The 18,338-nt window shown below is 45.0% G+C and carries 13 protein-coding genes and 1 pseudogene; 8 read left to right on the top strand and 6 right to left on the bottom strand.

The genetic code is table 11. The features are described from left to right. Nucleotides 1-28: 28 nt before the first annotated feature. From L5L97_RS03015 to nhaD, 5 genes and pseudogenes are all read left to right on the top strand, one after another. On the top strand, nucleotides 29-967 hold the full coding sequence (locus L5L97_RS03015) for an ABC transporter ATP-binding protein (RefSeq protein ID WP_263181964.1): 939 nt from the start codon (nucleotides 29-31) through the stop codon (nucleotides 965-967). Further along, nucleotides 964-1,734 (top strand): ABC transporter permease, encoded by a 771-nt coding sequence (locus L5L97_RS03020; RefSeq protein WP_006080287.1) that lies wholly within the window; start codon nucleotides 964-966, stop codon nucleotides 1,732-1,734. Before L5L97_RS03015 ends, L5L97_RS03020 begins: the two co-directional genes overlap by 4 nt. Nucleotides 1,735-1,861: 127 nt before the next feature. Beyond that, a pseudogene (locus L5L97_RS03025) lies at nucleotides 1,862-3,171 on the top strand (IS4 family transposase). A 194-nt stretch (nucleotides 3,172-3,365) separates the two neighbouring features. Further along, nucleotides 3,366-4,103: a YdiY family protein gene (locus L5L97_RS03030; protein ID WP_028761626.1), complete on the top strand. Its 738-nt coding sequence runs from the start codon at nucleotides 3,366-3,368 to the stop codon at nucleotides 4,101-4,103. A gap of 232 nt (nucleotides 4,104-4,335) precedes the next feature. Further along, nucleotides 4,336-5,805 carry a sodium:proton antiporter NhaD gene (gene nhaD, locus L5L97_RS03035; protein WP_105250095.1) on the top strand — a complete coding sequence of 490 codons (1,470 nt, stop codon included), beginning with the start codon at nucleotides 4,336-4,338 and terminating at the stop codon, nucleotides 5,803-5,805. A gap of 193 nt (nucleotides 5,806-5,998) precedes the next feature. Here nhaD and L5L97_RS03040 read toward each other — a convergent pair whose 3' ends face one another. Then, complete coding sequence (locus L5L97_RS03040; protein WP_173497322.1) at nucleotides 5,999-6,517, bottom strand: hypothetical protein; 519 nt, start codon at nucleotides 6,515-6,517, stop codon at nucleotides 5,999-6,001. Between the two features lie 10 nt (nucleotides 6,518-6,527). Next, complete coding sequence (locus L5L97_RS03045) at nucleotides 6,528-7,349, bottom strand: cytochrome C (RefSeq protein WP_168824862.1); 822 nt, start codon at nucleotides 7,347-7,349, stop codon at nucleotides 6,528-6,530. A gap of 429 nt (nucleotides 7,350-7,778) precedes the next feature. Here L5L97_RS03045 and L5L97_RS03050 point away from each other — a divergent pair, with 429 nt between their 5' ends. From L5L97_RS03050 to L5L97_RS03060, 3 genes are all read left to right on the top strand, one after another. Next, nucleotides 7,779-8,528 (top strand): transcriptional regulator, encoded by a 750-nt coding sequence (locus L5L97_RS03050; RefSeq protein ID WP_105250092.1) that lies wholly within the window; start codon nucleotides 7,779-7,781, stop codon nucleotides 8,526-8,528. Then, nucleotides 8,521-9,075 (top strand): hypothetical protein, encoded by a 555-nt coding sequence (locus L5L97_RS03055; protein ID WP_263181965.1) that lies wholly within the window; start codon nucleotides 8,521-8,523, stop codon nucleotides 9,073-9,075. Before L5L97_RS03050 ends, L5L97_RS03055 begins: the two co-directional genes overlap by 8 nt. Nucleotides 9,076-9,170: 95 nt before the next feature. After that, nucleotides 9,171-10,574 (top strand): hypothetical protein, encoded by a 1,404-nt coding sequence (locus L5L97_RS03060; protein WP_028761621.1) that lies wholly within the window; start codon nucleotides 9,171-9,173, stop codon nucleotides 10,572-10,574. Here the strand turns inward: L5L97_RS03060 and L5L97_RS03065 are convergent. From L5L97_RS03065 to L5L97_RS03080, 4 genes are all read right to left on the bottom strand, one after another. After that, nucleotides 10,555-12,792, bottom strand: a complete 2,238-nt coding sequence (locus L5L97_RS03065; RefSeq protein WP_263181967.1) for a PAS domain-containing protein — start codon at nucleotides 12,790-12,792, stop codon at nucleotides 10,555-10,557. The two genes, L5L97_RS03060 and L5L97_RS03065, sit on opposite strands and share 20 nt — an antisense overlap. A 190-nt stretch (nucleotides 12,793-12,982) precedes the next feature. Next, the gene (locus L5L97_RS03070) at nucleotides 12,983-13,690 is read right to left on the bottom strand and encodes a TatD family nuclease-associated radical SAM protein (protein ID WP_263181969.1); all 708 of its coding nucleotides are present in this window, start codon (nucleotides 13,688-13,690) and stop codon (nucleotides 12,983-12,985) included. Nucleotides 13,691-13,918: 228 nt separating this feature from the next. Then, on the bottom strand, nucleotides 13,919-17,110 hold the full coding sequence (locus tag L5L97_RS03075) for an efflux RND transporter permease subunit (RefSeq protein ID WP_263181971.1): 3,192 nt from the start codon (nucleotides 17,108-17,110) through the stop codon (nucleotides 13,919-13,921). Continuing rightward, nucleotides 17,110-18,321: an efflux RND transporter periplasmic adaptor subunit gene (locus L5L97_RS03080; RefSeq protein WP_263181973.1), complete on the bottom strand. Its 1,212-nt coding sequence runs from the start codon at nucleotides 18,319-18,321 to the stop codon at nucleotides 17,110-17,112. Before L5L97_RS03080 ends, L5L97_RS03075 begins: the two co-directional genes overlap by 1 nt. Nucleotides 18,322-18,338 lie beyond the last annotated feature (17 nt).

The following is an 18,338-nucleotide window of genomic DNA, read 5'->3' on the forward strand; positions in this document are numbered from 1 at the left end:
TTTCTAATGTGTAAGGATCGGTACAAATATGGCGAATATTACCCATGCTCTGGTACTCGAAGGGCTTAAAAAAACCTATAAAGGCGGCGTCGAAGCGGTCAAAGGCATCAGCCTCACCGTCAATCAAGGGGATTTCTTTGCCTTGCTAGGCCCCAATGGTGCGGGTAAATCCACCACGATTGGTATTATTAGCTCCTTAGTGCAGAAGAGTTCAGGTACGGTCAAAGTCTTTGATTATGATATTGATAAGCAGCTAGAACACGCCAAGCTCTGCATTGGTTTAGTGCCACAAGAGTTTAACTTCAACCAGTTTGAAACCGTGCTGCAAATTGTGGTGAATCAAGCGGGTTACTATGGTGTGCCAAAACCTATCGCCCTTGAGCGTGCCAAAAAATACTTAAGTCAACTGGATCTGTGGGAAAAGCGCAATAGCCCTTCGCGGGAATTATCCGGCGGCATGAAGCGACGGTTAATGATTGCGCGCGCCCTGATGCACGAACCTAAATTATTGATTTTAGATGAACCTACCGCAGGTGTGGATATTGAACTGCGCCGCTCTATGTGGGAGTTTCTCAAACAAATTAACCAGCAGGGCGTGACGATCATCCTGACCACTCATTACCTTGAAGAAGCGGAAATGCTTTGCCGTAATATCGGCATTATCGATAAAGGTATTTTAGTGGAATGCACTAGCATGAAGGCGTTGCTGAGTAAGCTGAATATGGAGACTTTTATTCTCGATCTTCGTCGCGATACTGGAACGGCCCCTGTGCTCGATGGCATGGCTTGTCGCTTAACCGACTCTCATACCTTAGAGGTGGATGTAGCGAAAGAGCATAATCTTAACGATGTCTTTAGCCAATTGAGCGCAGCCAATATTGAAGTGCTATCGATGCGTAACAAGTCTAATCGGTTAGAAGAACTCTTCGTCGAACTCGTGAAGAAAACTCAGGGAGCCTCAGCATGAATCAGCTCTACTTTATTGCCTTTAAAAGTATTTTAAGTAAAGAGATTAATCGTTTTACGCGAATTTGGATCCAGACCTTAGTCCCGCCAGCGATTACCATGACCTTGTATTTTTTGATTTTTGGTAACTTAGTCGGCAGCCGGATTGGAGAAATGGGCGGCGTATCTTATATGGAGTTTATCGCCCCTGGTTTGATCATGATGTCGGTGATCACTAACTCTTACTCGAATGTCGCTAGCTCATTTTACAGTGCCAAGTTTCAACGTAATTTAGAAGAGTTGATGGTGGCACCTGTGCCCCATTATGTGCTGATTGCTGGCTACGTAGGTGGCGGCGTGGCGCGCGGTTTGTGTGTTGGCCTGATAGTGACGTTAGTGGCCATGTTCTTTGTCGACATTAGCTTACATCATGCAGGTTTAGTGGTGATGACAGTGTTTTTAACTTCAGTGTTATTTTCATTGGGTGGCTTAATTAACGCTGTTTTTGCTAAAAGCTTCGACGACATTAGTATCATCCCCACCTTTGTGCTTACCCCATTAACTTACCTTGGCGGCGTATTTTACTCCCTGTCACTCTTGCCCCCATTTTGGCAAGGCGTGTCGGCACTTAACCCTGTGGTCTATATGATCAACGTGTTCCGCTACGGCTTTTTAGGCTTCGCCGATATCAGCGTGCCATTATCCATTGCCATTATGATCGGTTTCTGCGTCGCACTTTGGACCTTAGCGTATTACTTAGTCTCGCGCGGAATAGGCCTGCGTTCCTAGACATATTTCTTTAGAGCGTAATAGAAAAAGGGAGCCATTAAGGCTTAGTGCCGAACAGTTAAGACAGATCGCTTGACGATCTCGCTGAAAGCTCAAAATCCGATGACCTCATGTCATCGGATTTTTTATGCAACTCTCAGAAGTACTCGCCCGCACTCATATTACCCGCCTAACCGAATTCACCTGCTTAGCTGATGTGTTAGAACCTAAGTTAATTCAATCTTGTTTGGACTCTCAGGGCGTTGCGACGTTAAGACGACGTAAATTACCGATGGATGCGATGATTTGGGCCGTTATCGGAATGGCTTTGTTCCGAGGGGAGTCTGTTCGGTTACTCATCAACAAACTCGACATTGTTTTGCCGCAAGAGATTGATTATGTTGCACGCAGCGCCGTGACTCAGGCGCGTAAACGATTGGGCAGTGAGGTTATTCGAGAAGTGTTTAGTCGCAGCGCTAATACCTGGCACGCGAGAGCTGAACACCCTCATTGGTGCGGTCTTAACTTGTATGGTGTTGACGGTGCAGTGTGGCGGACATCCGATAGTGTCCAAAATCAAGCCGCCTTTGCGCGTACCGCAAACGCTTCAGGCGAAGCGGCTTATCCGCAAATTCGCATGGTTTGCTTGATGGAGTTAAGCCGCCATTTGTTGGTCAACAGCGCCTTTGATTCGGTTGTCGAAAATGAAATGAACTTAGCATCTCAGCTCATTCCTAGCATTCCCAATCACAGCAACCCTATTTGACCGAGGATTTTACTCGCTCGGCCTTCTGCACGCTTGGTAGCAAGCGCAACCTGATAGCCACTGGTTGTTGCCACTGAAGAAAGGCACTCAATATGAGGTGGTTCGAACGCTGGGAAAACATGACCAGTGGGTGAAACTCACCACGACGCCTCAGGCCAGAAAGAAATGGCCGCAGCTCCCTGATACCCTTGAAGGGCGTTTACTCACTAAGACCGTGAAAGGTAAGTCAGTCGCCATTTTGACCTCGTTGACTGACCCGATGCGTTACCCCAGCGAAGACATCGTCGACTTATATGCCCATTGATGGGAAATAGAACAGGGCTACAGAGAGATGAAACAACATCTGTTGGAGAGCCGTTTTACGCTCCGCAGCCAACTGCCGGAGTTGGTGACTCGGCGTGCTACTGGCCTACAATCTCATCCGATATAAGATGTTACTGATGGCTAAAAGCTTGCCATCGGTCCACCCCAATCAACTGAGTTTTCGGGATGCGACGAGTTATATCATCTTCAAGTTGACACAACTGTCATCACAAGCACCGAGGAATGTCCCGAGAGACGTATTGGATATAGAACGCAATGCACGGCAATTTAAGTTGGATGGTAAACGGGAAAGAGCTTATCCAAGAGTCCTTAAAATGAGCAAAAACAAGTTTCCAGTTAGACCAAAGAAAAATGCCGTCCACTCTTAAGTGAACGGCATTACGCTAAAGCGGTTTTTTTATACTTAAAATAGCTGCAATTTTCATTTTTTAATCGTAAATGTTAATATCGCGCAGATTTTCAGGGGAAAATACTAACCCTTATTAATATGTGCTTATTCAGCATCGCTGGGACGAACAGATATTTATAGGGATTGGATTTAACGGAACAGGAACGGATAAACATGAAGAAAGTACTGACCGCAGCACTATTAATGACTGCACCTTTTATGGCGACAGCTGGGGCCGATTTTGTAAAAGGCGATGAGACATTCGCAGGTGAAGCTGAGCTTGGTGCAACCTTAACCACAGGTAACACTGAAACCTCATCATTCAAAGGGCGTTTAAATCTTAAGCATGAGCTTGGCGATTGGGAGAATCAGTACTTACTCGAAGGTTTATATAAAGAGGATACAGGTTCTGTTACCGCGAAACGCTATTTAGCGGGCGCACAAGGTAACTACAAGATGACAGATCGTAGCTACTTGTTTGCTAACGGTAATTATGAAGTTGATCCGTTCACAGGTTATGATTACACGCTATCTGGCGCAGCGGGTTATGGTTATAGATTCTATGATACTAGTAAGACCTTTTTAGATGTCGAAGTCGGTCCAGGTTATATCTATCAGCGTCTTGATACAGAGCAAGCACTTATCGAAGGCCATGACACCAATGACAGCGTCGTTGCTCACGGTGTGATCAACTTTGAAACCGAAATCACTGACACCTCTAAATTCCAACAACGTTTCGTTGCCGATTACGGTGATAAGCTCGATGCCCGCTCTGAAACTTCGTTAACGGCGAATATTATCGGCGCATTAGCAATGAAGTTTGCCATTATTGTGCGCTACAACAGCGAGCCGTTGGATAATAAGAAAAGTACAGATACAGAAACCAATATGACCTTGTTATATTCCTTCTAATGCTGTGACACTGATTTAGAAACTAAAAAGCACCTTTGAGGTGCTTTTTTATTGGCTCTTTTTAGACTAAGTTAAATGTTTCTTTATTAGTTATCGCTGTAGTTATACAAAAATTAATGTTTTAAACGCCTTTGGTTATAGGGTAATGCATAGAAAGTTGCGTTTTATCAACATTTACTATGCCGAAGCTATGGTAATTTTCGACTAATTTCCTACGTAGAGATGAACTTTAATGAAATTACAGCGGTTGTTTAAAGGCAGTGGAATGGCGTTCTGGAGTCTATTCTGCGTTGCAATATTGAGCGGATTCTCACCTGCAGCATGGGCTATGACAGAAGGGATAGAACGGCTTAATTTAACCGCATCGAGTGTGGGTTATGTTGCCGTCTTTGTGTTTGTGCTTGCATACATAATGGTGATGGCTGAGGAGTCGTTACATTTACGCAAGTCGAAACCTGTGCTGGTCGCAGCAGGGATTATCTGGGGCATGATAGGTTTTGTGTATGTACAAAATGGTATGTCTGAAGTGTCGGAAGCGGCATTCAAACATAACTTGCTTGAATATGCAGAGCTTTTACTCTTCTTACTCGTGGCAATGACTTATATCAATGCTATGGAAGAGCGAAATTTGTTTGATGCCATTCGTGGTTGGCTTGTTGGCCGTGGGTTTAGTCTAAGAACCGTATTTTGGTTGACAGGGTTTATGGCGTTCTTTATCTCACCCGTGGCAGATAATTTAACGACTGCGCTATTGATGTGTGCCGTGGTGATGAAGGTGGGGGCAGGGCAACGCAAGTTTATCACCCTAGCCTGTATCAACATTGTTGTTGCGGCTAATGCGGGTGGTGCGTTTAGTCCGTTTGGTGATATCACGACCTTAATGGTGTGGCAAAAAGGATTAGTGCACTTTAGCGATTTCTTCCATCTGTTTATTCCTGCTTTAGTGAACTTTGCATTACCCGCTGCCATTATGAGTGTGTTTATCCCACATTTCGTGCCAGAGCCAGAAAAAGAGCATGTTTATACTAAGCCGGGTGCTAAGCGAATTGTTGCGTTGTTTTTACTCACAATCGCTACGGCAGTGTGTGCTCATTCCTTCTTAGGTATGCCGCCTGTATTGGGTATGATGACGGGATTAGGTTTCTTACAATTCTTTGGTTTTTATCTGCGTAAAACCTTCAATCGTTCCGTTGCCCGCGAACGTGCAAAGGCTGAATTGCGTCAGGACGAGCAGCGTCTTCAGCAGCTTGGTAGTGTGGTGCCCTTCGATGTGTTTAGCAGAATCTCCCGCGCTGAATGGGATACCCTGTTGTTCTTTTATGGTGTAGTGCTATGTGTGGGTGGCCTTGGCTTTATGGGGTACTTGAGCTTAGTATCTGAGGCTTTGTATTCCAATTGGGATACGACTTATGCCAACGTGGCTATCGGTCTGTTGTCTTCGGTTGTTGATAATATTCCGGTGATGTTTGCTGTGTTGACGATGAACCCTGAGATGGCCTTAGGCCAATGGTTACTGGTAACGTTAACCGCAGGAGTTGGGGGCAGTTTATTGTCAATTGGCAGTGCTGCAGGGGTCGCGTTAATGGGACAAGCGAGGGGGATTTACACCTTTGGTGCCCATTTGCGTTGGACACCTGTCATTGCGCTGGGTTATATCGCGAGCATTTTAGTACATATGTGGCTCAATGCTGCGATGTTCTAAATAAAAGTACTGCTCATTCACCTTTTGGGCTGTATTGACGTTTGTGAGTCGTTTTGTAGCGGATAATATCGCGAATTATTTAGCGAACAACATCGATCTAACAAAATTCAATCGCATAACGTCTAGATATCAATGAATAAAATAGAGGCATCCGATGGATGCCTCTATTTGTTTGGATATGTCATTGGAAGGATTATTGCGGTAGCACTTGGATTAAATCCAGCTCGTTATTGGCTTTTGCGCCGTAGATCTGAATCGCGACTTTAATTTGTGCCACTGAACCACTTGGATCCTGCTGAGCCCAATCTAAGCCTGCTATCTCAAATTGATATTGACCGCTTGTGACTTCGGTTAATTTACCGCTGCATTCTCCAAGACTTTGGCAACGATAATTTTGGGTAACATGCCAGTGTTTCCATGCCTTCGGATTCGAGGATTCCTTGGCTTTGTCGGGGAACCCAAAATAGTAAATATCATAGGTTTTTGCTGCAGTGATCGCTTCTTGTTGCGCATTCGTCAGTGAAAATTGAATTGTCCCTGTACTCGAGTCAAATTGCTCAAGCTTGAGATTTATTTGCGTTGCTTCATCAATGTTTACTGCATTTTCGACGGGAGGTGGCTGCGGCGTTTCAGGCTCAGTGTTATTGCTGTCACTGCCACATCCTACGAGCATTAATGTCGCGAGGGTCAATGTGAGTAATGGGTATTTCATCACAGTCTCCTTAATTGAAATGCCCTGTATGGCAAGTGGTGCATTCCATGTCTGTTTTTACACTTGCCGCTGAGCCTAGTGTGCTAGTGCTACCGTGACAAGTTTGGCAATCTTGTGCATCTGGTGTTGGTTTACTACCAACAAGGGCGCCGATATTCTCCCCTTGATAGGCACGATTTAATACATCGACTAAGTAATAAGCCATAGACGCGGATAAGCGGTAACAGCGTTCACCTTTTTTCGCGAATGGTAAGCCAGAAGCCTTTGACCAGTTACTGATAGATGAGTGGCATAACACGCTCTTGGCTTTTGATGAACTGCCCACAAGAGCCGTTTTTTCTGCTGTCGAGCCAATACCAGTAACAAATTCAGGTGAAGATAAAGGGAGCGTTGTATTTTCGTAGTAGCGGAAGGTATTGGCTATCACGGCGTTATTGTGACCATTAATGTCATCTAAAATATTCACTAACATGCCTATCGCATTAAGATTACCGCAGAGTGTGCCTTGGCCCGTTACCCCTGCAAAACCATAGGCGGCTAATGCCGTTGGGATTGTTTTGAACTTGTCTGCATCGGCACTATTAGATTGGGCTAGCATAGTCACAACGGCATGAAAAACTTGGTGCATACAACCACCACCCGTTTCATAGGCCAGTTTTGCTGTTGCCATTGCATCAAGTGGAACGTATTTAAGTTTCTCACCTATCGCTAATTGATATTGACCATCGGCATTCGTTGCCGCGAGAACCGATGTCCCCATGAGTGTTGCACCTGCCGCAGCGGTGCTAATACCAATAATACGGGTTAATGCTTGACGTCTATTTATGCTCATTATGTATTTCCTCTATGTAGGATTACTTCTATTTATCAAATGCTAAAGATAAATTGATGGCGTAAATTCTAAGCATGCTTGAGATAAATATTGTGATTTACGCCGGAGGATATTTGCCTTTTACATGAGCGGTAAATAGCATCACTACAATAGAATTAACCGACTTAAATTCTGCATTTTAATTAACTAAACAGATTGCAAGGTGCTCATCGTCCCGATATTTATTATATTTATGTAAATTTATGCCGAATTTACCATGTGCTAAATGGCATTTATTCCTGTGAGCTAACGCATGTTTTTGCCTAATAGCGCTGAACGTGGGGGTCGTCTCACGAAAATTAACTATTTGCTGACTTGGGTTAGCAAGATCACATTAATCATTAGTTAGTTTGCATAGACTTAACTTTGTGTTTTTATGGAGTTGAGTGGATGTTGATGCAATTGGGAGACTGCAGGTTTGATCGGGAACGAGGCATACTGATTGAGTTGTCTCGCGATGAATCTTGGCATCTTCCTCGAGCCGAGTTACAAGTGCTTAATTTGCTTGTTGAGCATCAAGGTAAGTTGGTTTCTAAGCATATGCTGAAGACGGGGGATGGAAAGCATCCGCCGCTAACTGATACCTCTGTGGCCCGTGCTGTTTTTATGCTTCGCAGCTTTCTTGGACCTCAATATGAGGGCTTGATTGAAACCGTGAAAGGCCAAGGTTATTTACTCCAACCATCTAATGGGACTGAGTTTAGAGGTGTTAATTACCTCAGATTGCACACAGTGCCTTTGTGGAGTGCCTTAGTGTTATTCGGGTTTATGTTAGCGTTTTCGGTGTTTTATTTGAATCATACGGATCACAGCAAGCCAACCCAAGCACTTATGACCTCAATATTACCTTTGGCTTCTGGCCAGCAAGTGCGATTACACTTATTTGCTGATTCCAATACTAATAACACCTTACTCTTCGAATTAGGTGAGCGCTTAAGTGCAGGATTAATCGCCTGCGGTCAAAGTGATTGGGCTGATGTTTATGCTTCTTTGTCCCATGATAAACAAGTGCTTAATATTACTTTTCGAGGCGAAAAACTCGGTCAGTCAGTGATCCGTAATATTAAAATCAGTGATTTCACTCGACCGAAAACCTTCATCGATGCTGCTTGGCTGCAGGAGGTTAACATCTGTGGCTAAATGGCTAAAGTGGACGATTAATATTGTTATCTTGTCGGCATTGATTATGGCTTGCGGTGTGATATACAAACAGTCGGCTACTAATCAGACGATGATTTTAAATTGCAGCTCTGAATTATTCGACCGCCATTCTAGTGCCAATTCTAGCGGCAGCGCGAGTGTTAGCAGTGACGGTAAATTTTACCTACTCGTGGATGTTTTGATTGCCGCTGACAATACGCAGATCAATTATCGTTACTTTAATATTGACGGTACGAGTGCGGGCAATATTTTAATGCAAGGCAAAGTCGACAGTATTGAGGCCAATAGCATGACCTATAAAGTTACCGTTAAAACGAAAACGGAATCTGAAATTGAAAAGCAAAAAAATTGGCCAGAACATATGAAATATCTATCCTATATCAGCAGCTTACATTTTAATGACTCGGAAATGCACAATCTCAGTATCGAGGTGTTAGATATGGATGATACCAAAGATTATGCCGTGGTCCTTTTTCAGCCTAGCAATACCATTTGTGGATGCAGAATCGTAAATAGTCGAATTTAATCAGTGAATTTGAGTTTATTTCAGTTAAGATTAGTGCTCATTGATTTGTGATTACTGTGGTGAGTCTCCAGTGAGGGATTCATGAAAAGGGTGTTGTGTCTAAGATACGTGTAAAGCAAGAAGAATCCCTGTCGATTAAGTTCAGCCATCAGATGGAAAAGGGCGATAATCGTCAGCTTGATCTCTATTTCTTTTTACCTAAGGAAATGGGCATAGGTTCGCGCACGCTCAATGAAGAAGAGTACTACTACAGCTCAATAGTTGGACGTCGCTCATACTATTCAGAAGGCTTGCACTTACCTCTGGTGCAGGGGCGTTTTGCCAGTTTAAATCGCCGTACTGTTGAAGAGTTCAGGTTGTACCTAAATCTCTTCGCCTATCAGTTTGCGGTTGCGGTTGAAAACGATGTTAAAGAACTCAATCAAATCACAGATGTAACCCATTTTTATTTTGCCCTCGACGAATTACGCGAACAAATTGCCCAGTTGCTGAAAAAGTTTCGTCGTAACGAACCAGGTGATCCTAAATGGAAATCTTACTTTGAAAATGCTGATAACTACTTGTCTTGGTTTTGTGAGCAGCAGTTACTCAAAGTGCTCGCTTATGCCACTCGTACCAGTGATTTCAACGATATTTTAGAGCGGGTACTCACGCTCTGCCGTAATGAATGTGCCTATCGTGATGAGCATAAGTACAACTCTGCGCAAACTAAGCAAGATCCTAACCGTATCTCTAACAAGATGTTGTTGTTGCGCCGTTTAATCCAACAAGGTGTGGTACTCAAAGAAGAGTTAAAGCCTTTAGGGATTGGCCTTAAAAAGTTTACGACAGGACTGGCAACCGCGTTAGTGATGTTGGTGGTGTCTGCGTTGATAATTCAAGCGCAGGGCGCCTTTAGTGGTTTTACTATTGCGCTAGTGCTGACCTTAGCCGTGATCTACGGTTTCAGGGAAATCTTTAAGGACGATGTGCGCAATGCCATGTGGCGATTTATTCAGCGGGGTCGACCACGTTGGAGCCGCATTTTACGGGATACTACGAGTCAGGCGGTTATCGCTAAGCAGTTGGTATGGCTTGAGTTTATGCGTCAGCAAGATCTACCCGAAAAAGTCAGTGACATTCTAAAGCACAGACATAGCCAAAATAAGGTCGATGCGGAAATTCTGCACTATAAAATCGCCACTAAGGTGAATCAGAGTGAATTTCAAGCGGGATATTCGACTATTCAAGAGCAAGTGAGCTTTAGCTTAGTGCCTTTTGCCCGTTATTTAGAACGGGGTAAAGCGAAGATTTATAAGGAAGTTGAAGGCAAAATTAGTTATGAATCGGTTGAGCGGCGCTATCAAGTCAACCTGATTTTAGTGTTGCGTGATGGGCGCGAAGCCCCGCAGTATATCCGCTATAAAATCACCATGAACCGCTCGGCAATCATAGAAATTACCCAGAGTCAGTTGCCTGACTCAGTTAATGCACCCGAATCTACGATTGATGACGAGTAAAGGCTTGACCGATATTCTGATCGTTATTTTGCTTCGCCCGTTTTAGGGCGACTTCGGCATTATTCAAATATTGCTCTAATGTCTGGCCTTCTTGATAACCCGCAATACCAATACTAATACCTTCCCCTAAGCCATTACCATTGAGCTTTTCCATCATATTGAGGGCAAAGTTGTGCGCATGGGTGGCGTCTGTGTCAGGTAACATCACAATGAGCTTCCCTAGCTGCCAATGCAGAATTTGATAATTAGCTGGAATTTCAAGCAATAATTGCACTTCTATTTCTTGCTGACGATTTGCCAGTTGGTCGATATCACTCATGTGGCTTAGCATGCCCTCTGGATTGATATCCATTAACAGTAAGCTTGAACTGAGACGGCTTGGTGGCGGCAGAGAGTTAAAGTAACGTTCTAAATCTGCCAAATTCAGCAGAATAGTACTGCGATGGGGTACAAGGTTACGCTTCTCTGTGCCTCGACCACGCTCGGCGGCTTGCTCTAAAGTGCAGACGATATAATCAATCTCACCATCGGCAGCCACATGGCCCTTCAATGTGGCTTGCAAACAATTGGAATGCGCCTGTTTAGGTGAGCATAGAATTTGCCCTTGCCACTGACCTTGCATGGCAATTTGGGCGCTGATCCTCTGCCATTGATTGCCTAAATCATTCGCGAGTAATGACGCTAAATCTTGATTTAAATCGCCATTGAGTTGCATTAACGCATCGAATACAGGATTGATTTTAATCAGTTTACCGTTAGCATCTGTGAGGGCTGTCGCGACTGTGTTATCGCATAAAAGCTCACTGAGAAAAGCATTTTGTTTGCTGCTGATTAACTCACTGATGTCCTCAAGGGTGATTAATAGATGTGGTGAGCCTCGGCTCGCCCTTGGTGCTTGGCGGATATGAACGCGTAAAGTAGGGCCATCGATACTCTCTAGACTGATTTCACCAGACCATTGACCGGTTTTATGTACCTGCTCCATTAACTCCGTGTAGGTTTTATCATCGAGGCATAAGGTACGCTGTAGGCTTCGGTCTGTCAGTTCATCTAATGGTACTAAGGTCGCTTGTGCCGCTTTAGTATTGGCACTGATGACTCTGGCATTTTCGTTGACCATCATAAAGCCGATGTCACTATTAAATAAGCCATTAGCAACATCAATACTGTATTGGCGTGAACGCTGTTGTAAGCGATACATGTGGCTGAGTAGTACAACCCAAGCGGCTAAAACCGTTAATATTAACGATGCCACAATGACAATGTTTTGCCATTGTGAGAAACGAGCAGCTATGTCTGAGTTGCGCACATAGGAGAGTAAAAAATATTCTCTGTGAGTCTCAGGTTGGGCTGTGAGTTCGATTTTAAGGTAAACATAAGTGGCTTCTTCACCGTGGAATTGTCCAAAGTTGCTCATGGACATATCGCGCCACAGGGCCGGATAGCTCTGTCTTAAACTTGCTCCTAAGGTCTCTGGCATATTGCTTAGAGGGGCGAGATCGCTCGCGCCAGCATAGAGTAATCCTTGAGTATCCAGCACTAACATAGGGGACTTATTGCTCGAAAAGGCTGGTTTTATGGCCTCCAGCATTTTTACCATAGAGTTGTACGTCACCAGATAACCGATAGAACTCTGATCGGGCTTCTCGAGCCACGCCATTTGATACATATAAGGTTCAAGCATGCCGTCTATCGGAACAAATTCCAGCGGTGAGGTATAGACCTCCTTGCCACCCATGCTCCGACTCGCTCCAAGTAAGGTCGGTGGTAAGGCATCTTTATTGAAATTAGGGGGCGTTGAGAATTTATAGTTACCTTGGGGATCGTACAGTGCAATGCCGAGTAACTCAGGAATATGTTTTACTAGATCTTGCCAGTTTTCCTGCAATTTAAGTTGTTGCTTGGCGGTAGGATTGCTTAAGTATTGTTTTAGCAGTTCCCCATTGGCGAAAATTTGGGTTCGAAATTGCTGAAAAGACACTTTATCTGCGATCAATGAGCCTATGGTTTGCAGTTCACTGTATCTTTGCGTTGCCCACTCTTCTTGCAGGCGTCGTTCACCTAACGTAATGATTAAGTGAGTTAAAATAATCATGCCAATCACCAGCATAGAAAGCTGGCTTGCAATAGCGAGTAAGCGTTGATGCGACCAATAGATCCCTTGAGTTAAAGAGAGCAGTGGCGCAGCGGGATACGTGCTTGGGTTATTCTTCAGCATGAACCGATTATGAGTGGGTGAACTGTTAATTTCGCTATGTTAACACGAAAGAATTGTTACGACAGTGCCAAGTTACTCAGCAAGATTTCTTGAGTAAAAGTTAAGACGATTCACACATGTACCACTCACGTAATCGACAGTGTTATCTGCTTGGGTATTTCAGTCGATTTTGGCTGTATTAGAATGTCGTTTAGCCTAAGGCGCCTAATATGCGATGCTTGAATTCGCAGCCGTAGGATTCAACTTGTTCACGACAGATGTCGATATCAACACCCGCTAATCCTTCGATGGCTGAAACTTGTACCGTTTCAATATAGTGTGGCGCTAATGCGATGAAAGCATGTACGGCGGCATAAGAACCGGCGAGTTTGGGGCGACAATGTTCCATATAGGCGGCTTCATTATCCGCATTGAGGGAAATGGATAAACTATCAACGCAGTTGGCCAGTTCTGGCAAAATATTGCGCCTATGGACTAAATTACCTAAACCATCGGTATTAATACGTACTCGTCCGCCTCTTTGTTTAATTTCTTTCGCCACCGCCAGCAAGGTTGGAAGATTTAAGGTCGGTTCACCATAGCCACAAAACACATATTCTTCGAAGTCTTTAACATCGCCAAGCAGTGGAATAATTTCTTCGGGCTTAGGTTGGTGACACAGTGCCAGTTGATATTCGTGGATCTGTTTACTGCCATTATGTTTTGGACAAAACGTGCAGCGCAGGGTGCAGCGACCCGTAATATTAAGGTAGCGACTGCGACGAATATCATAGACAAGCGTTTCAGTCGCACAGGTTTCATTCGTGCAAACTTCATCTGTTATGTGACCGTTCGCTAGGGTTTCTGTGGTGACAACTTGTGGTTTATCAATATTTTGCTTGTGCAGATGCTCAGACATAATGATGGGTTTCATTCTAACGATAGCTGACGACTTAGACACAGTGTAGCGAAAGCCTGATGCGATAACTGTCAACTAGATCGCAACTTGAAAGCTCAAGCCACTCGCGGCAGACTCAAAATGACATAGATGATTGAGAGGTTATTGACTCGCACTGAGGATTAAAAAGAGAGCCTAAGCTCTCTTTTTAAGGTTCAATATATTGATTAACTGCTTCTAGTTTACTTCCTATAGATAGTCTTTTTTATAGTCAGTGGGGACTGGCGGCTCTAAATGCTCAGGTGTAAAGTCCACTTCATGGTCTTTTTTAGGCTGCCACCACCAATGGAAGAAGCGGCTGCTAGTGCGCTTAACGTCGTCGAGTATGATGTACAGCAAGGGTACTAAAATTAGCGTCACAACGGTCGAGAACAGGATACCGAAGGCGAGGGATGTCGCCATAGGGATCACTATTTGCGCCTGCAAACTACGTTCGAGAATAATAGGCACTAAGCCGACGAAGGTGGTGAGTGACGTCAGGATGATCGCCCTAAAACGATAACAGCCTGAATCGACCGCCGCCTGCCTGGCCGATTGCCCTTGCTCCCGCGCACGGTTCACAAAGTCCACCAAAATCAAGGAGTCGTTCACCACCACTCCCGCTAATGCCACTATGCCGCAGAGACTTAACACGCTCATCGCGAGTCCCTGAATCAAGTGACCAAACAGGGCGCCGATAATCCCGAAGGGGATCACAGACATGATGATTAACGGCTGACTGTAGGATTTAAGTGGCACGGCCATCAAAGCATAAATGGTGAACAGCGCAAAGAAGAAGCCTTGCATCAAACCGACCATGGCATTCTGTTCATCCAAACTGCCACCGTCCAGTGCAGTTTGGATTTTAGGGTACTTGGCCTGCAATTGTGGCAGGTAATCTTTTTGGATTTCTTGCACTACTTTTGAAGGTTCAACGATGTTTTTGTTGGCATTTGCCGTGATGGTAATCGCTCGCTTGCCGTCAACACGGGTAATTGAGGCGTAGGATTCACCTTTTTCAATTTGTGCCACGGTCGAGAAGGGAACCGAAGTGCCTGTTGGCGTGCGGATCAGCATATTTTCAAGATAACCTACAGTACGACGTTGCTCTAATGGGTAGCGCACCATCACCTTGATTTCTTCTTTATTACGCAAAATCCGTTGGGCTTCGTAACCGTAGAAACCATAACGTACTTGGCGAGCTAAATCGGAAAGCGTCAGGCCAAGGGCTTCTGCTTCTGGGCGTATCTTGAGGCGAATTTCATGGCTGCCCGATGAAAAGTTGTCGGCAATATCGTACACGCCTTCATAGCTGGCGAGTTTTTGCTTCAATTCTTTAGAGGCTGCGGACAGCTCATCGAGGTCACTCGAGGTCAATCTGAAGGAAATATCGCCGCCGGCATCGTTGGTGCTCGCGTTAAAGCTGAGTTTTTTGACCGACAAAAGCTCGGGTAATTGTTCACGCCAGGCCGCAGCAATCGTCACGCCATCGACTTCACGGTCTTCACCTTTCGTCAGTTCTGCAAAAATGAAGGCCGAGGTACGGGAGCTCATATTGATAAAGCTGTGCTTCACCACTTGATAACCGTTATCTTTCTCCATTTTTTCGTTCATCTTGTACAGGGCTTCTTCTATGCTCTGTACCACTTTTAAGGTGTTACCTTCGGAGCTGCCTTCATCCATTTCAAGCTCAACTTGAATAAAGTCTGAGGGAATGTCTGGGAAAAATACCCAGCGCACTTTGCCACTGGCGACTAAGGCAATCGACAGAATCAATACACCGATAAAGGCCGCGACCACGTTGTATCTGTGTTTGATACAGCGCTCGAGAAAGTTGCGATAACTGTGGTGAATAAAGTATTGCACTCTGTCGTTAAAATTGGCTTTTAGGTGGCCAAAGAATCCCTTTGGTGCGCCAGGTTTTTTAAACTTCATGTGCGCTAAATGCGCTGGCAGAATGAACTTAGACTCTACCAGTGAGAAGGCTAAACAGAGGATGACCACCATACCGATGGATTTCCAGATAATCCCCATAGGGCCAGAAACCATTAACATGGGAATAAATGCCGCAATTGTGGTTAAGACCCCGAAGGTCGCGGGCATCGCCACTTTTTGCGCGCCGCGGATCACGTTCTCAACCGAGTGACCGTGGCGTTCGACCTCTGTGTAGGCACTCTCGCCGATGACAATGGCATCATCCACCACTATTCCGAGCACCAAGATAAAAGCGAATAGGGTCAACATGTTGATCGTCATGGAGAAAGGTTCGAGTGGCATGACCAACATAGTGCCGAGGAAACACACGGGTATCCCCATCATGACCCAAAATGCTAACTTCAGATCGAGGAACATGGCTAAGATGATAAACACCAACAAGGCACCGTAAAACATGTTCGACATCATCATGTCTAAGCGGCCCTGGAGATAGTGGGTCATATCACCCCAAGTATCGAGTTGAGCGTTAGCTGGCAGTGTGGCGCGGCGCTGCTCGACGTACTGTTTGACTTGGTCTGCAATGTCTAAGGCGTTTTGATCATCAATGCTGGTAACTTCAATAATCGCAGCGGGTTTGCCGTTAAAGCGGGTATATTCCAAACGTTCTTCGAAATCATCTTTGATGGTCGCCACTTGTGGCAGCATCACGCGGCTACCGTCGGCGCGAGTTGTGACGACTATATTGGCAAAGTCATCGCCCGTGTAGGCTTGGCCTTTGGTGCGCAATAGGATATCGCCATCTTGAGCACGAATAGAGCCGCCTGGTAAGTCTAAGGAAGAGTTTTGCACTGCTAATGCGACCTGCGAGAAGGTCAAACCGTACTCTCGCAACTTATTCTCAGAAACTTCAATACCGATTTCATAATCGCGCACCCCTGTGACTTTCGCACGGGTTACAGCGGGGAGTTGGGTTAAATCGTCACGCACCGACTTAGCCAATTCTTTCATATCGTGGAGTGTCATATCGCCATAAACAGAAACCCAAATGACGTTATTCTCAGGTTTGATTTGAGAGATATTCGGTTTTTCGATGTTCACTGGGAAGGTTGAAATTGCATCTAACCGCAGTTTGGCTTCATCGAGAATGGTCTGCACTTCGTAACCGTCTTCAACTTCAACGGTAATCGAGCCAACGCCTTCGCTAGCCACAGAAGTCACTTTCTTGATGCCGTTGATATCTTGGATGGCTTCTTCAATCTTGATGTTGATGCCTTCTTCGATTTCCTGTGGCGCCGCACCTGGATAGGCGACGGAAATATTTAATAAATTGAGTTCGAAAGAAGGAAAAACCTCTTTATTAATCAAAATACTGCTGAACAGGCCGCCGATGAGCAGAACACACATTAATAAGTTCGCGGCTACACTGTTGCGGGCGAACCAAGCTAAGATCCCTTTTTGAGTGTCCATTATTTGACTCCAGCGGCCGCAAGACTCGATTCAGGAGTATTTTCTTTTGGTGTCTCAGTGGGCAAGGCCGCTTCACCTAAGATTTTGACCATTTGCCCATTTGCCATACTGTTGAAGTGGGTCGTAGCGACGCGTTCGCCCGTTTTTAGACTGTCTTTGATGAACACATTTTCTAAATCACTACGAACTACATTTACTTGGCGCATTTCAATGATATTTTTGTCGTTGACTAGCGCGACTTGGTCGTTACGAACCACATGGCGGGGCAATTTGACTATGCCATCGACAGTGCGACCTTTGATGACTGCATTGACGAAGCTGCCGTATTTAAGTGGTAAGCTACCTGGCACTTTATTCGCGCGCAGATAGGGATCTTTGATTTCTGCGACTAAATACACCATGCGATTTTCGGCATCGATAACACCTTCACTGCGGATAATATTACCTTCCCAAGTATTTTCTTTGCCCGCCAAAGAGGCGCTAAGCGTGACTTGGGTATCGGGATTGTCGACAGACTCTAAATAGGCTAAATCATCATTAGAAATGGGTAAGCGGATTTCGGCAACGCTAGTATCGTAGAGCTCACCTAGATTAGTGCCTAAGCTAACGTATTGACCTAAATCGACATTTCTAACTTTGATTATGCCATCAAAGGGCGCGCGAATAACTGTGCGCTCAAGGTTACGTTGGGCGCGCGCCAGTGCTGCTTGTGCATATTTTACGTTAGCTTGTTCTTTTTTGAGTTGCGGGATACGTAGACCTAACTCTGGGGGCAAGCCCTTGTCGTAGCCTTTGAATTCGATTTTAGCGACTTCACCACGGGCTATTTCTTCGTTCAGTGCGGCGGTGGCTTGGGCCAGCGTCGCTTCGGCTTGCATTAAGTCAGCCTCGTAATCAGAGGGCTCGATTTGCGCTAATTGGTCGCCTTTCTTGACTATGCCACCTGCAACAAAATGAGGGGAGATAGTGAGCATTCTGCCTTGAACTTCGGTTACGAGTTGGGTTTTATACTTTGGGGTAACCACGCCGTAGGAAGGTAAGTTTAGCGATACTGTTTGCTGAGTCACTTGCGTGACATCAACGATAGGAATGGGCATCTCTTCAGGTTTTTGTTCTGGCGCCTCCTTCGTTTGCATTAATAAGGCTGCGCCAAAGACAAACAGCAGCAGAATAAGAAAAGGAGACAGTCTCCTCAGTAGGGTCTTCATCATATAATGGTTAAATCCAT

This window comes from Shewanella sp. SM71 (genome assembly GCF_025653905.1).
GTDB lineage: Bacteria > Pseudomonadota > Gammaproteobacteria > Enterobacterales > Shewanellaceae > Shewanella > Shewanella oncorhynchi.

Excerpts from the sequence above, each read along its gene's own strand:
- L5L97_RS03030 (WP_028761626.1), top strand. The coding sequence starts at position 3,366 with ATGAAGAAAGTACTGACCGCAGCACTATTAATGACTGCACCTTTTATG.
- L5L97_RS03075 (WP_263181971.1), bottom strand. The coding sequence starts at position 17,110 with ATGGACACTCAAAAAGGGATCTTAGCTTGGTTCGCCCGCAACAGTGTA.
- nhaD (WP_105250095.1), top strand. The coding sequence starts at position 4,336 with ATGAAATTACAGCGGTTGTTTAAAGGCAGTGGAATGGCGTTCTGGAGT.
- L5L97_RS03070 (WP_263181969.1), bottom strand. The coding sequence starts at position 13,690 with ATGTCTGAGCATCTGCACAAGCAAAATATTGATAAACCACAAGTTGTC.
- L5L97_RS03015 (WP_263181964.1), top strand. The coding sequence starts at position 29 with ATGGCGAATATTACCCATGCTCTGGTACTCGAAGGGCTTAAAAAAACC.
- L5L97_RS03050 (WP_105250092.1), top strand. The coding sequence starts at position 7,779 with ATGTTGATGCAATTGGGAGACTGCAGGTTTGATCGGGAACGAGGCATA.
- L5L97_RS03045 (WP_168824862.1), bottom strand. The coding sequence starts at position 7,349 with ATGAGCATAAATAGACGTCAAGCATTAACCCGTATTATTGGTATTAGC.
- L5L97_RS03080 (WP_263181973.1), bottom strand. The coding sequence starts at position 18,321 with ATGATGAAGACCCTACTGAGGAGACTGTCTCCTTTTCTTATTCTGCTG.
- L5L97_RS03065 (WP_263181967.1), bottom strand. The coding sequence starts at position 12,792 with ATGCTGAAGAATAACCCAAGCACGTATCCCGCTGCGCCACTGCTCTCT.
- L5L97_RS03020 (WP_006080287.1), top strand. The coding sequence starts at position 964 with ATGAATCAGCTCTACTTTATTGCCTTTAAAAGTATTTTAAGTAAAGAG.
- L5L97_RS03040 (WP_173497322.1), bottom strand. The coding sequence starts at position 6,517 with ATGAAATACCCATTACTCACATTGACCCTCGCGACATTAATGCTCGTA.